Below are 12,152 nucleotides of genomic sequence, written 5' to 3'. Positions count from 1 at the left end.
AGACGGAGGCAATAAAAAAGGCTTAACCGTGATCGGCTAAGCCTTTGTTTTTATTGGCTCCCCCGGACGGACTCGAACCGCCGACCCGGTGGTTAACAGCCACCTGCTCTACCAGCTGAGCTACAGGGGAAAAGACTGGCGCGCCCGGAAGGATTCGAACCTCCGACCACCTGGTTCGTAGCCAGGTACTCTATCCAGCTGAGCTACGGGCGCTCGCAAACTGTCCGGGCAGTTTACTGATGAACGAAATTTCTGTCAACAATAAACAGAATTTTTCCGTGTTTTCTGTCCATAAACTTGCCAAGTCGTCGGGGTTTTGGACTATGATTAACGCCACTTTTTCGATTGTGTGATTGCCATGCCAGTACAGCCGTTAGTCAAAAGCAAACCGAGTTCGGCCGTCGCCGAGTTGCCCTCCTTGGGACTCGAGGCGGAGGATATTCAAGCCGATTACAAGCGCCATTTTAATTACACCCTCGGCCGCGACCGAAGCTGCCAATCGGCGCATTATGCCTACACCGCCCTAGGGTTGGTGGTCAGGGACCGCTTGATGGAGCGGTGGAAGAATACCCGGCGCGCTTACGAGGAAAGCCATTGCAAACAGGCTTATTATTTATCGATGGAGTTTCTGTTGGGGCGCGCCCTGGGGAATGCCATGCTCAACCTGGGCATCACCGATTCCATCACCGAGGCCTTGCACAGTTTGGGTCTCCACCTGGAAGAACTGGTCGAGATCGAATCCGATGCCGGGTTGGGCAACGGCGGCTTGGGAAGGCTCGCCGCCTGCTTCCTGGACAGCTGCGCGACCCTCCAACTGCCGGTAATGGGATATGGCTTGCGCTACGAATACGGGATGTTCCGCCAGCACGTCGAAAACGGTTTTCAGGTGGAAGAACCCGATCACTGGTTGCGGAACGGCAATGTGTGGGAATTGGAGCGCCCGGAGTTGGTGCTGCGGGTGCGTTTCGGAGGCAGAACCGACACCACCGCCCACGACGACGGTCGCTTGAAAGTACGCTGGGTGGATACCCATGACATCCTGGCGGTTCCCTACGATGTCCCCATTCCCGGTTATCGCAACGGAACCATCAACACCCTCCGATTGTGGAAGTCGGCCGCCACCGACGAATTCGATCTGGAAGAATTCAACGCCGGCGATTATCCGGAAGCGGTCGCCGCCAAGAATATGGCCGAGCAGATCACCTTGGTGCTGTATCCCAACGATGCCAGCGAGAACGGCAAGGAGTTGCGTCTGCGCCAGCAATATTTTCTGGCCTCCGCCAGCCTGCAGGACGTGCTGCGACGCTGGATTTGGACTCGGGGTCGGGATTTTTCCGATTTCGCCGACAAGAACTGTTTCCAGCTCAACGATACCCACCCCAGCATCGCGGTCGCCGAATTGATGCGTCTGTTGATGGACGAGCAAGGGTTGGAGTGGGCTGAGGCTTGGGATATTACCTCCCGCACCATGGCCTACACCAACCATACGCTGCTTCCCGAAGCGCTGGAGAAATGGCCGGTGCGGCTCTTCGAACAGTGGCTGCCGCGGCTTCTGGAAATTATCTACGAGATCAACGCCCGCTTCTTGGGAGAGGTGGACAAGCGCTGGCCCGGCGATATGGACCGCCTGGCGCGCATGTCGCTGATCGAGGAGGGGCACGAGCCCCAGGTGCGCATGGCCTATCTCGCCATCGTGGGCAGCTATTCCGTCAATGGAGTGGCGGAGCTGCACTCCAAATTGCTCAGCGAAGGCTTGTTCCGGGATTTCTACGAACTCTGGCCGTACAAGTTCAACAACAAGACCAACGGCATCACCCCGCGCCGCTGGCTGGCCTGGAACAACCCCGACTTGAGCGACCTCATCAGCGAGGCGATCGGCGACCGGTGGGTGACCGAACTCAATCGGCTGCACGAATTGACGCCTTTGGCTTCCGACGCCCGATTCCAGCAGTGTTGGGACGAGGTGCGCCATGCCAACAAGCAGCGCTTGATCGACTTTATTTTTCAAGAAAGCGGCGTCGAGATTCCCGCCAACTTCATGTTCGACGTGCAGGTCAAGCGGATTCACGAATACAAGCGCCAACTGCTCAATACCTTGCATGTGATCCATTTGTACGACCGGATCAAGCGCGGGGATATCGAAAACTGGACCCCGCGGGCGGTGATCATCGGCGGCAAGGCGGCGCCGGGCTATCTGATCGCCAAAAAGATCATCAAATTGATCAACAATGTCGCCCGGGTGGTCAACAGCGATCCGGATACCGAGGGGCTCCTCAAGATGGTGTTTTTGCCCAATTATCGGGTGTCGGCCATGGAGGTCATTTGCGCCGGATCCGATCTGTCGGAACAGATTTCCACCGCGGGCAAGGAGGCTTCCGGAACGGGCAATATGAAGTTCATGCTGAACGGCGCCTTGACCATCGGTACCCTGGACGGTGCCAACATCGAGATCCTGGAGGAAGTGGGAGAAGAGCACTTCTTCCTGTTCGGCCTCACCGCCGAGGAAGTGGCGCAGACTCGCGGGCATTACGATCCTCAGGCCATCATCTCGGCGGATGAAGACCTGTCCCGGGTGATGCGATTGCTGGAAAAAGGGCATTTCAACCGCTTCGAACCCGGACTGTTCGACGATGTGATCGGCGCGATCAAAAGTCCGCACGATCCGTGGCTCACCGCGGCCGACTTCCGCAGCTACGTGGAAGCCCAGAAGCGTGCCGCGGAAGCGTATCGGGATCGGCCGCGCTGGTTGCGTTCGAGTATTCTCAATACCGCCTGCAGCGGACGGTTTTCCACCGACCGGACGATCTCCCAATACAATGATGAAATCTGGCGATTGACGCCGATATCGCCGGGTAGCTGAGCGTCGTTCGAGTCGTCGCAGGAAAATTACGGGAATTTGGATAAATCGAGGGCGGATCGCCTGAAAGGGCGATCCGCCTTGTCTGCGTCTGGGTTTGCACCAGCCATGAATGCTACCTATCCGGAAAAGCTTCTGAGCAAGGTTGCGCTATTTAATTTGCTCAAATACAGCATCTACCTTCTTCTGATTTACGATGCTTATCAGTACCTGCAAATGGATTCCGCCAGCGCCCGGCAGATCCTCGCCGAGGGGGTGACCTATCATAGGTTCGTGGAGGCCTATGCCATTACCATCGATATGATTTCGTGGCTGGTGCTGTTGTTTTGTTTCGAGCTCGAAACCGCCTTGATCTCGCCCGACAAACTCAAAGGACCGGTGTTGTGGGGACTCCACGGGTTGCGAGTGGTTTGCTACTTTTTTGTGCTGTCTTCTTATTACGGATACATCGCCAAATATTTGATGTTGACCCAGGCGGTGCCGTTTGCGGTGGACGACGTTTGTACCCTGGCCGGGACCGCCTACACCTATCTTCAGGAACTGGACGAATATCTGCCTTTTACCGCCGGATCTTGCGAGCAGTTACGGAATCTTTCCTGGGTTAGGATCGAGGACACTCATATTCTCGCCGATCCGGCGCGTCTCCAAGAGGCGCGTTGGATGGCCTTGGTGGACGTGATCTACGCCACCACCTGGCTCCTGGTCGTGGTGATTCTCGAGTTGGACGTTTATCTCATGGAGCGCGACCGGCTCAAGGGGTGGCTGCTTCGGGTCAGTGAATTCACCAAGGCCGGCTTGTACCTGATCTTATTGGCGGGGGCGATTTTCTGGGGAATCCGGGGGGAATTTCTCGATTTCTGGGATGCCTTCTTGTGGTTGGCGGCGTTCGCCTTGATCGATCTGAATGTTTTCGGTTTGGCGGATGAAGCCGTGCCGGCCTAAGGTCAAGTAGACACTCCTTCCCATTGGGGGAACGGGTTTGTTGTAACCCATCCAGAAGTCCATGCCGCATGCAACGCATGATAAACTGCGTTTTACGAACTGTTGAACTAATTCAAGCCGTAATGGGGACATTCCATGTCTGATTGGCGTAAACGTATCACCATAAACCCGGAGCAATGTGGCGGACGCCCCTGTATCCGGGGCATGAGGATACGGGTGATCGATATTCTCGACCTCTTGGCGTCAGGCCTGTCCCCGGATCAGGTGCGAGAAGAGTTGCCGGACTTGGAACCTGAAGACATCACCGCCGCACTGAAATTCGCCGCCCAGAAACTAGATCACCCAATGCTCGCTGCATGATCCTTTGGGTCGACGCGCAATTGTCGCCGGCATTGGCGCCTTGGATGACCGAACAATTTGCTATTGAGGCCTATTCTGTCAAATGGTTAGGTTACCGAGATGCAGCTGACCGCGTGATTTTCTGTGCTGCACGGAAAGCGGGCGCTGTCGTGATGACCAAAGACAGCGATTTTTTACGGCTGCTGAGCGAATACGGCCCGCCTCCCCGAATACTCTGGGTAACGCTCGGTAATACCTCTAATGCCCATATGCGGGCAGTTCTCAAGCGAGTGTTTCCGGACGCGATGCATATGTTGCGTTTAGGCGAAACTCTCATTGAGATCTGTGATAGATGATGGCATCCTCCTGAAATACTGCTTCCCATTGGGCCACCAGGTTCGCAACCCGTCCCGAAGTCCATGCCGCATGCCGTCAAAGGGCGCGGACATCGAGAAACGAGCCGCTCTCGTAGGCCTTCAATTTAGGGAAAGTGGCATCCAGGAGCTTGGCGGCTTCTTCCGGCGACAGCTTGTCCGCCTCCTTGACCCGCTGAACGGACGGAAATCGGGTTGTATCGGTGGTCTCGATCAGCTTTTTCAGCATCGGAGTCCAGATGATTCCCGGCGCCAGGGAGGTGACGTGGGTATTTTCCAGTTCCCGGGAATAAAGTTTCAGCAGGGCATTGAGCTCCGCCTTGGAGAGAGAGTAGGCGTTCCAGCCCCGGTTGCAGTTGCCCGCCGCCCCCGAGGAGATGCCGACCACCTGATCGACCTTGAGGCCGAGGCCGATGACCGTATCCAAAAGCACTTTGTTGGACCAAACGTTGACGGTCATGACCGTCTCCAGTTCATGGACCGGAATGTCGGTCATGTCGTTTATTGCGTTGAGCACCCCGGCATTGAGGATAATCAGGTCGAGGGTTTCCGTCCCGTTCAGCAAAGCCCGAACCGCCGAATCGATGCGTTCCAGCCCGCGTAAATCGCAGAATTGGAAGTGCAATCGGGGGTGCTCCTTCAGATCCTCCGGCAGATGCCTGCCCAAGGCGTAAACTTGTACGTCCCGCGCCAGGTAGTATTCGGCCAGCGCCTTTCCCAGCCCGGAGCCGATGCCGGTAATCAGAATGCGTTGCATGGGCGATTGTATTGCATGTCGGTTGAAATCAAGCCATTAGGATAGCGAGATCGAAGGCGGTATAAAAGAGGGTAAGGGCCATAACCCACGTCCCTATCGGGGCGGATTCTAACCGCCACCGGTAAACTCCTGTTGGCGCCAGGCTTCGTAGACGGTCACCGCCACCGTGTTGGAAAGATTGAGACTGCGACTGTCCGGCACCATCGGCAAGCGCAGTTTTCGCTCGGAGGAAAGGGCATTCAAAACCGCTTCCGGCAATCCCCGGCTCTCCGGGCCGAACAGAAATACGTCTCCGGCCTGGAAACGCGCCTCGGTGTAGTGGCGGTGGGCCTTGGTGGTGAGTGCGAATAAACGCGCCGATCCCAAGTATTCCAGCAACGCGTTCAAGTCGGGATGGCGGTGGATGACGGTGAGGTCGCGGTAGTCGAGCCCCGCCCGTCGCAGCCTTTTTTCCTTCAAATCGAATCCCAACGGTTCGATTAGATGAAGCCGGCATCCGGTGTTGGCGCACAGGCGGATGATGTTGCCGGTGTTGGGCGCGATTTCCGGCTCGAACAGGGCGACTTCGAACATCAGGCGCGCAGTTTGTCCAGGGACTCCTGGTCGGGGTGGACGATTCCCCGTTCGGTCACGATGGCGCTGATCAGTTCCTTGGGGGTGACGTCGAAGACCGGATTCCAAGCGCCGGCGAGACGTTCCTTCCCTCGATAATACTCGGGTAGGAGTTCCCCGGCGTCCCGTTCCTCGATGGGAATGCGATCGCCGGCAGGCAGTTCCCAATCGATGGTGCTGGTGGGCGCGGCCACCATGAAACCGACCTCGAGCTGACGGGCCGCCACCGCCAGGTTGTAGGTGCCGATCTTGTTGGCGGTGTCGCCGTTGGCGGCGATTCGGTCGGCGCCGGCGATCACCCATTGGATTCGGCCTTGCTGCATCAGGAACGCCGCCGCCGAATCGCAGATCAAGGTGGCGGGGATTCGATCCTGCACCAGTTCCCACAGGGTGAGTCGAGCGCCCTGGAGCCAGGGACGGGTCTCGGTGGCGAAAATATGCGGACGGGCATCGCCGGAACCGGCGAGGGCGCGTTGCCAAATCGAGCGAATGACGCCCAGGGCCGTGCCGTAGCCGCCGGTGGCGAGGGAGCCGGTATTGCAGTGGGTCAAAATACCATTCGCCTGACCGATCAAATCGGCCCCCAGTTCACCCATTTTACGGTTGGCGGCGATATCCTCGGCGTGAATGGCGCGGGCCTCGGCCAGCAGCGCCGGTTCGGGGACGTATTCCAGGTCGGCGATGCGCCGGCGCATTCTCTCCAAGGCCCAGAAGAGATTGACCGCCGTGGGGCGCGATCGGGCGAGCGTTTCCAGGTCCGCTTCGATCAGGCGCTTCCAGCGTTCGGGATTTTCCCGAAACCACCGCCGGGCCGCCAGCACCACGCCGAAGGCGGCGGCGATGCCGATGGCCGGCGCCCCGCGCACTTGCATGGTGCGGATGGCTTCGGCCACCTCATCGGCGGCGGCGCAGAGTCGATATTCGGTCCGATCCGGCAGGCGGCGCTGGTCCAGCACTTCCAGGCCGGCATCGGTCCAGCGCAGCGGACGGACGCGGTCGGCAAGGTCCGCAGCGATGTTCGGAATGGGGGAATCGTGCATCTTGGGGGGTTCCGTGTTAAAGTTTTGGCGCATTCAAAGATAGTGAAATCGATGGAGTCGATCGACACGCTCATTTTTGCCGGATGGATTATACCGGTGGTTCCCCGTCAGCGGCTACTGACCGATGCCGCCGTCGCCGTACGCGCCGGTCGAATCGTAGCGGTGTGCAGCCGTGATGAGGCACAGCGCCGTTTCCGGGCGACGGAAACCGTACATCTGCCCGATCACGCCTTGATTCCCGGCCTGATCAATGCCCATACCCACGCCGCCATGGCGTTGATGCGGGGCATTGCCGACGATTTGCCGTTGATGGAATGGCTGAGCGAACACATCTGGCCGCGGGAAATGCGCTGGGTGGACGAGGATTTCGTCGCGGCCGGCACCCGCCTTGCCGTGGCCGAAATGCTGCGGGGCGGGACCACTTGTTTCAGCGACATGTATTTCTTTCCCGACGTCACCGCCCGGGTGGTTCGCGAGACGGGCATGCGCGCCGCGGTGGGTTTGATTTTTGTGGATTTCCCCACCCCCTGGGCCCGTTCCCCGGAAGAGTATGTCGCCAAGAACCGCGATTTATATCGGACTTGCCCGCCCGACGACCACATCGCCTGGCTGTTGGCGCCCCATGCGCCTTATTCGGTCAGTGACGAACTGTTCCGGGAGGTGGGGACCATGGCCGATGAATATGACTTGAAAGTGCATGTGCATCTCCACGAAACCGGGATCGAGATCGAGGAAAGCCTGGCGCGCTTTGGCGAGCGCCCCTTGGCCCGGATGGGGCGGTTGGGGTTGTTGAACCAAGGCTTGATCGGGGCCCACATGATTCATCTGGAAGATTCCGAGATCGAGCGAGTGGCCGCCGCCGGTTGCGGGGCGGTGCACTGTCCGGAGTCCAATCTCAAGCTGGCCAGTGGATTCTGTCCCGCCGCCCGCCTGGACGAGGCGGGAATTGCCTTGGCACTGGGGACCGACGGGGCCGCGAGCAATAACGACCTGGACATGTTCGGTGAGATGCGCACCGCCGCTTTGCTGGCCAAAGGAGTGGCTGAAAATCCGGAAGCCTTGCCCGCCCCTCGGGCGCTGGAAATGGCCACCATCGAGGGCGCCCGGGTATTGGGAATGGAGGACCGGATCGGCTCGCTGGAGCCGGGCAAATGGGCGGATATGACCGCCGTCGACCTTTCCCAACCGGAGACCCGCCCCTTGTTCGACCCCGTCTCGCAAATCGTTTATTCGGCCTGCCGCCAGCAGGTGACCGACGTTTGGGTCGGCGGTGAGCGGCTATTGGCGAAGCGGCGCTTGACCAAGCTGGATTGGTCCGCATTGCGCGCCGAAGTGGCCGATTGGCAGACACGTCTGATACAACCCTTGGAAACATGACGACTTCCGACAACGTTCATTCCGAAGAGATCGAGAAATTCGGCGCCAAAGCCGAACGCTGGTGGGATCCGACCGGCGAGTTTCGTACCTTGCACCAGGTCAATCCCCTGCGCATCCGTTTCATCCGGGAATATGCCCGGATTCGCGGCCAAAAAATCGTGGACGTGGGCTGCGGCGGCGGCATTTTGAGCGAGGCGCTGGCGCGGGAAGGGGGCGAGGTGCGGGGGATCGATCTGGCGCCCGAACTGCTGGAGGTGGCCGAGCTGCATGCTTTAGAGCAAGGGGTGGAGAATGTGCGCTACGAGGGAATCAGCGCCGAATCGCTGGCCGACCGGGAACCGGAAAGTTTCGACCTGGTCACTTGCATGGAAATGCTCGAACACGTGCCCCGGCCCGCTTCCGTGGTGGCCGCCTGCGCCCGCTTGGTCAAACCCGGCGGCAAGGTGTTCTTTTCCACCCTCAACCGGAATATGAAGGCCTATTTGCTCGCCATCGTCGGCGCCGAATACGTGCTCGACCTGATCCCCAAGGGGACCCATCAGTACGACAAATTCATCCGGCCGTCGGAGTTGGCCGCCTGGGCGCGAGCGGTGGATCTGGAACCCCTCGGGATCCGCGGGATTGAATACAACCCCCTCAGCCGACGTTTTCGCTTGGGCAAGAACCTCGACGTCAATTACTTGATAGCCTTCGAGAAGCCGCTATGAGCGGATTGCGTTGCATTTTGCTCGATCTTGACGGCACTTTGCTGGATACGGCGCCGGATTTGGCCTTCGCCCTCAACGCCGTATTGACCGAAGAAGGCCGCGAGCCGCTGCCGCTGGCGACCGTCCGTCCGGCGGTATCCCACGGTGCGCGGGGTTTGATTCGATTGGGATTCGGCGAGGACGGGGATGCGAGCGCCCGCCGGATGGATCGCTTGATTTCGGTCTATCGGAAGCACTTGGCCGACCGGACTCGCCTCTTCGACGGGATGGCCGAGGTGTTGCAGGAGGTGGAGTCGCAGGGGATGACATGGGGCGTGGTGACCAACAAACGCCGCGATCTGACCCTTCCCTTGCTGGACCGTTTGCAACTGCGCGAACGGGCGGCCTGCGTCGTGTCCGGCGATGACACGAGCCGTAACAAGCCCCATCCCGATCCGCTCTGGCTGGCTTGCCGCCAAGCGGGGGTCGATCCCGCCCACTGCATTTATGTGGGAGATGCCGAGCGCGACATCGAGGCCGGTCGCCGTGCCGGAATGGGGACGGTAGTGGCCCGCTACGGTTATTTGGCGCCGGATGCGCGTCCGGAGGGCTGGGGTGCCGACGCCTTGGTGGAAACGCCACGCCAGCTTTCCCGGATTTTTCGCGAACGGGCTTCAGCTATTCAACCGGCTGGAAAATCCAAGGTTCGAAAAGCGGCCGGCGAATGCTAAAAGAGCGACTGACCCTGCCGGCGCCGACCGGCAACACTTTATCCGGACGTGCGATTTTGATCACCGGCGCCGCCGGGGCCTTGGGAAGGGCGGCGGCTCGTGCCTGCGTCGCCGCCGGCGCTAGAGTGGTGTTGTTGGATAAGGACGTATCGGGTCTGGAAACGCTGCGTGACGAAATTCTGACGGCGTTCCCCCACGCCGACCTGGGCCTGTTTCCCATGGATTTGGCCGGCGCGACTCCAAGCGATCATCAGCAGTTGGCTCGAATCCTCTCCGATTACACCCCTGCGCTCCACGGAATGCTCCACAACGCGGCCCAACTGGACTGCTTGGAACCTTTGGATTGCCTTTCCCCGGAGCGCTGGTTTCGCAGTCTTCAAGTCAATTTGAACGCCCCTTATTTGTTGACCCACAGTTTGCTGCCGCTTTTGAAGGCCAGCGGCGACGCCTCGGTGGTATTCACTTCCGATTCGGGGGGACGTCAGGCGAATGCCTATTGGGGGGCATACGGGGTGTCCAAGGTGGGATTGGAAGCATTCGCCCGAATTTTGGCCGAGGAATGGGCGGCCGCCGGTGCCTTGCGGGCCAATGTCCTGGTGCCCGGACCGGTGCGCACGCCGATTCGCCATCGGGCGTTTCCGGGAGAGTCGGAAAAATACTTGACCCCGCCAGATTCCTTAGTAAAACTGTATGTTTATTTGCTGGGCCCCGAAAGTCGGGGCCAGTGTGGCTATACCTACATTTACCAGGACGAGTGGCATGTATTACGGTCAAGGTGAAAGCATCGTACTGCAGCGGGATGTGGAAGCGATCCGGGTGCCGGACGGCGCGCCGGTCCAGTTGCATAAAGACGAACTGGTGACGATTTATCAAGCCCTGGGCGGCAGCTATACCATCCTGACCGAGGACGGCACCATGGCGCGTATTCGGGCCGACGACGCCGATGCCTTGGGCAAGGAGCCGCCGATGGTCACCGGTCTCAAGGAGGGAACCGATCCGGAAACGATCAAACATAACGTTTGGGAAATTCTCAAGACCATTTACGACCCCGAGATTCCGGTCAACATCGCCGATCTGGGATTGGTTTATCACGTTCGCGTGACCCCCATGGAGGAGGGGAAAAGCCGGGTCGAGATCATCATGACCTTGACCGCGCCCGGTTGCGGCATGGGACCCATCATTCAGCAGGACGTGGAGCTGGCGGTCAGGAATCTTTCCGGTGTCGGGCAGGTAAGCGTGGAAGTGGTGTTCGATCCCCCCTGGTCGCGAGATATGATGTCGGAGGCGGCCAAACTACAGTTGGGCATGATGTAATCCATCCCATAGGCGGTAAGATCTTGCCAGCTTGATGGGCGTCAATATTTCGTTTTCTCCCAAGGTTTTTTTTATATAAGACCTTGTTTCTTCTGAGCAGAGATTTAGGCACGAATTTAGCTTATTTCTTTTTCGGCGTCCTATACCAAGAATAATCGCGACGGGAGAAGCTATGTCCCAGGAGCAGGTCAAACTGGCAGTCATCGATAATCCCGCTTTTGAAAAGCAAAATGCCAAAATACAGCAACCCCAGCGGATGGAGTTGCTCACGGTCCTGCAGACAACCTTAGTGCTGGATCAGTTGCTGCAATTGTTCAGTCGGGAAGTTCAACAATGGGTGCCCCACGACGGCTTCAAATACCGTCATGAAACCATCGGCTTGGCAGTCCAAGGCGGCAGGCAAGCGCATCACCGTTGCCATTACACGCTTACCATGGAGGAGCAAAATCTCGGTGAGCTAACTTTGCAGCGCCGCAAACGGTTTAGTGAATCGGAATTGAGGGGACTGGAGTCGCTGCTTTGTTGCTTGATTTATCCCTTGCGCAACGCCTTGCTGTATTATCAAGCGTTACAGTCGGCCTATACCGATCCCTTGACCGGTCTTTATAACCGTACCGCCTTGCATAGTGTTTTCCAACGCGAATGGAAGTTGGCACAGCGCCAGAAAACCCCCCTCTCGGTTTTGGTTCTCGATAGCGATTATTTCAAGCAAATCAACGATAATCACGGCCATGCCGCCGGTGACGCGGCCTTGATTAAAATCGCCCATTGCCTTGAGCAGACGGTTCGGGCCAGCGATATCATCTTTCGCTACGGCGGAGAGGAATTCGTGATCCTGCTCAACAATACGCCCGCCGAGGGAGGGTATTTGCTCGCGGAGAGAGTGCGTCGGGCGATTCAGGATATCGACTGCAGCGATATTGCCCCCGACTTGCGGATCACCATGAGTATCGGCGTGGCGGTCCTGAATCACTCCGAGGAAACTCCCGAACAGCTTCTCAAGCGCGCCGATGACGCCCTTTATCGAGCCAAGCGGCAGGGGCGGGATCGGGTGGTAGTGGCTTAAGCCTCTATTTGAATAGAGATGGTATGTTGGCGTGGGGGACGGCTTTCGGGGAACGCC

The 12,152-nt window shown here is 58.6% G+C and carries 13 protein-coding genes and 2 tRNA genes; 10 read left to right on the top strand and 5 right to left on the bottom strand.

Features of this window, described 5'->3' with window-relative positions; all coding sequences use genetic code 11:
- Nucleotides 1-54: 54 nt before the first annotated feature.
- Nucleotides 55-130: transfer RNA gene (locus H035_RS0112140), tRNA-Asn, on the bottom strand.
- A gap of 6 nt (nt 131-136) precedes the next feature.
- A tRNA-Arg gene (locus H035_RS0112135) sits at nt 137-213 on the bottom strand.
- A 145-nt stretch (nt 214-358) separates the two neighbouring features.
- Here H035_RS0112135 and H035_RS0112130 point away from each other — a divergent pair.
- The 4 genes from H035_RS0112130 (at nt 359) to H035_RS0112115 (ending at nt 4,494) form a co-directional block, all read left to right on the top strand.
- Complete coding sequence (locus H035_RS0112130; protein ID WP_022949247.1) at nt 359-2,860, top strand: glycogen/starch/alpha-glucan phosphorylase; 2,502 nt, start codon at nt 359-361, stop codon at nt 2,858-2,860.
- Nucleotides 2,861-2,965: 105 nt separating this feature from the next.
- Nucleotides 2,966-3,799, top strand: a complete 834-nt coding sequence (locus H035_RS0112125) for a hypothetical protein (protein ID WP_022949246.1) — start codon at nt 2,966-2,968, stop codon at nt 3,797-3,799.
- A 135-nt stretch (nt 3,800-3,934) separates the two neighbouring features.
- Nucleotides 3,935-4,159 carry a DUF433 domain-containing protein gene (locus tag H035_RS0112120; RefSeq protein ID WP_022949245.1) on the top strand — a complete coding sequence of 75 codons (225 nt, stop codon included), beginning with the start codon at nt 3,935-3,937 and terminating at the stop codon, nt 4,157-4,159.
- Between the two features lie 44 nt (nt 4,160-4,203).
- Nucleotides 4,204-4,494, top strand: coding sequence for a DUF5615 family PIN-like protein (locus H035_RS0112115; protein ID WP_235044577.1), 291 nt, complete (start codon nt 4,204-4,206; stop codon nt 4,492-4,494).
- A gap of 76 nt (nt 4,495-4,570) precedes the next feature.
- On the opposite strand, the gene H035_RS0112110 is transcribed toward H035_RS0112115, so the two are convergent.
- The 3 genes from H035_RS0112110 to mtnA all read right to left on the bottom strand — a co-directional run bounded on the left by H035_RS0112110 (nt 4,571) and on the right by mtnA (nt 6,921).
- Nucleotides 4,571-5,269, bottom strand: coding sequence for an SDR family NAD(P)-dependent oxidoreductase (locus H035_RS0112110; RefSeq protein ID WP_022949243.1), 699 nt, complete (start codon nt 5,267-5,269; stop codon nt 4,571-4,573).
- A gap of 108 nt (nt 5,270-5,377) precedes the next feature.
- Nucleotides 5,378-5,842 (bottom strand): tRNA (cytidine(34)-2'-O)-methyltransferase, encoded by a 465-nt coding sequence (locus H035_RS0112105; protein WP_022949242.1) that lies wholly within the window; start codon nt 5,840-5,842, stop codon nt 5,378-5,380.
- Entirely contained in the window at nt 5,842-6,921 is a 1,080-nt protein-coding gene (mtnA, locus tag H035_RS0112100; RefSeq protein ID WP_040574996.1) for an S-methyl-5-thioribose-1-phosphate isomerase, read from the bottom strand. Before mtnA ends, H035_RS0112105 begins: the two co-directional genes overlap by 1 nt.
- Before the next feature lie 51 nt (nt 6,922-6,972).
- Here mtnA and H035_RS0112095 point away from each other — a divergent pair, with 51 nt between their 5' ends.
- The 6 genes from H035_RS0112095 to H035_RS0112070 all read left to right on the top strand — a co-directional run bounded on the left by H035_RS0112095 (nt 6,973) and on the right by H035_RS0112070 (nt 12,095).
- Nucleotides 6,973-8,298: a TRZ/ATZ family hydrolase gene (locus tag H035_RS0112095; protein ID WP_022949240.1), complete on the top strand. Its 1,326-nt coding sequence runs from the start codon at nt 6,973-6,975 to the stop codon at nt 8,296-8,298.
- Complete coding sequence (ubiG, locus tag H035_RS0112090; protein ID WP_022949239.1) at nt 8,295-9,005, top strand: bifunctional 2-polyprenyl-6-hydroxyphenol methylase/3-demethylubiquinol 3-O-methyltransferase UbiG; 711 nt, start codon at nt 8,295-8,297, stop codon at nt 9,003-9,005. Before H035_RS0112095 ends, ubiG begins: the two co-directional genes overlap by 4 nt.
- Nucleotides 9,002-9,715: an HAD family hydrolase gene (locus H035_RS19550; RefSeq protein ID WP_022949238.1), complete on the top strand. Its 714-nt coding sequence runs from the start codon at nt 9,002-9,004 to the stop codon at nt 9,713-9,715. Before ubiG ends, H035_RS19550 begins: the two co-directional genes overlap by 4 nt.
- Nucleotides 9,709-10,494, top strand: a complete 786-nt coding sequence (locus tag H035_RS0112080; protein ID WP_022949237.1) for an SDR family NAD(P)-dependent oxidoreductase — start codon at nt 9,709-9,711, stop codon at nt 10,492-10,494. Before H035_RS19550 ends, H035_RS0112080 begins: the two co-directional genes overlap by 7 nt.
- Nucleotides 10,475-11,029, top strand: coding sequence for a putative Fe-S cluster assembly protein SufT (gene sufT / locus H035_RS0112075; protein WP_022949236.1), 555 nt, complete (start codon nt 10,475-10,477; stop codon nt 11,027-11,029). Before H035_RS0112080 ends, sufT begins: the two co-directional genes overlap by 20 nt.
- A 172-nt stretch (nt 11,030-11,201) precedes the next feature.
- A complete protein-coding gene (locus tag H035_RS0112070) occupies nt 11,202-12,095 on the top strand; it encodes a GGDEF domain-containing protein (RefSeq protein ID WP_022949235.1) in 894 nt (297 codons plus the stop codon).
- The last annotated feature ends 57 nt before the right edge of the window (nt 12,096-12,152 follow it).

The sequence above is a fragment of the Methylohalobius crimeensis 10Ki genome (genome assembly GCF_000421465.1).
GTDB lineage: Bacteria > Pseudomonadota > Gammaproteobacteria > Methylococcales > Methylothermaceae > Methylohalobius > Methylohalobius crimeensis.
The sequence above is the reverse complement of the archived record's forward strand: the minus strand, read 5'-3'. Positions and strand labels throughout refer to the sequence as shown.

Bases quoted from the DNA above. Each gene is read 5' to 3' on its own strand.
- H035_RS0112130 (WP_022949247.1), top strand. From the start codon at position 359: ATGCCAGTACAGCCGTTAGTCAAAAGCAAACCGAGTTCGGCCGTCGCC.
- H035_RS0112125 (WP_022949246.1), top strand. From the start codon at position 2,966: ATGAATGCTACCTATCCGGAAAAGCTTCTGAGCAAGGTTGCGCTATTT.
- H035_RS0112120 (WP_022949245.1), top strand. From the start codon at position 3,935: ATGTCTGATTGGCGTAAACGTATCACCATAAACCCGGAGCAATGTGGC.
- H035_RS0112115 (WP_235044577.1), top strand. From the start codon at position 4,204: ATGACCGAACAATTTGCTATTGAGGCCTATTCTGTCAAATGGTTAGGT.
- H035_RS0112110 (WP_022949243.1), bottom strand. From the start codon at position 5,269: ATGCAACGCATTCTGATTACCGGCATCGGCTCCGGGCTGGGAAAGGCG.
- H035_RS0112105 (WP_022949242.1), bottom strand. From the start codon at position 5,842: ATGTTCGAAGTCGCCCTGTTCGAGCCGGAAATCGCGCCCAACACCGGC.
- mtnA (WP_040574996.1), bottom strand. From the start codon at position 6,921: ATGCACGATTCCCCCATTCCGAACATCGCTGCGGACCTTGCCGACCGC.
- H035_RS0112095 (WP_022949240.1), top strand. From the start codon at position 6,973: ATGGAGTCGATCGACACGCTCATTTTTGCCGGATGGATTATACCGGTG.
- ubiG (WP_022949239.1), top strand. From the start codon at position 8,295: ATGACGACTTCCGACAACGTTCATTCCGAAGAGATCGAGAAATTCGGC.
- H035_RS19550 (WP_022949238.1), top strand. From the start codon at position 9,002: ATGAGCGGATTGCGTTGCATTTTGCTCGATCTTGACGGCACTTTGCTG.
- H035_RS0112080 (WP_022949237.1), top strand. From the start codon at position 9,709: ATGCTAAAAGAGCGACTGACCCTGCCGGCGCCGACCGGCAACACTTTA.
- sufT (WP_022949236.1), top strand. From the start codon at position 10,475: ATGTATTACGGTCAAGGTGAAAGCATCGTACTGCAGCGGGATGTGGAA.
- H035_RS0112070 (WP_022949235.1), top strand. From the start codon at position 11,202: ATGTCCCAGGAGCAGGTCAAACTGGCAGTCATCGATAATCCCGCTTTT.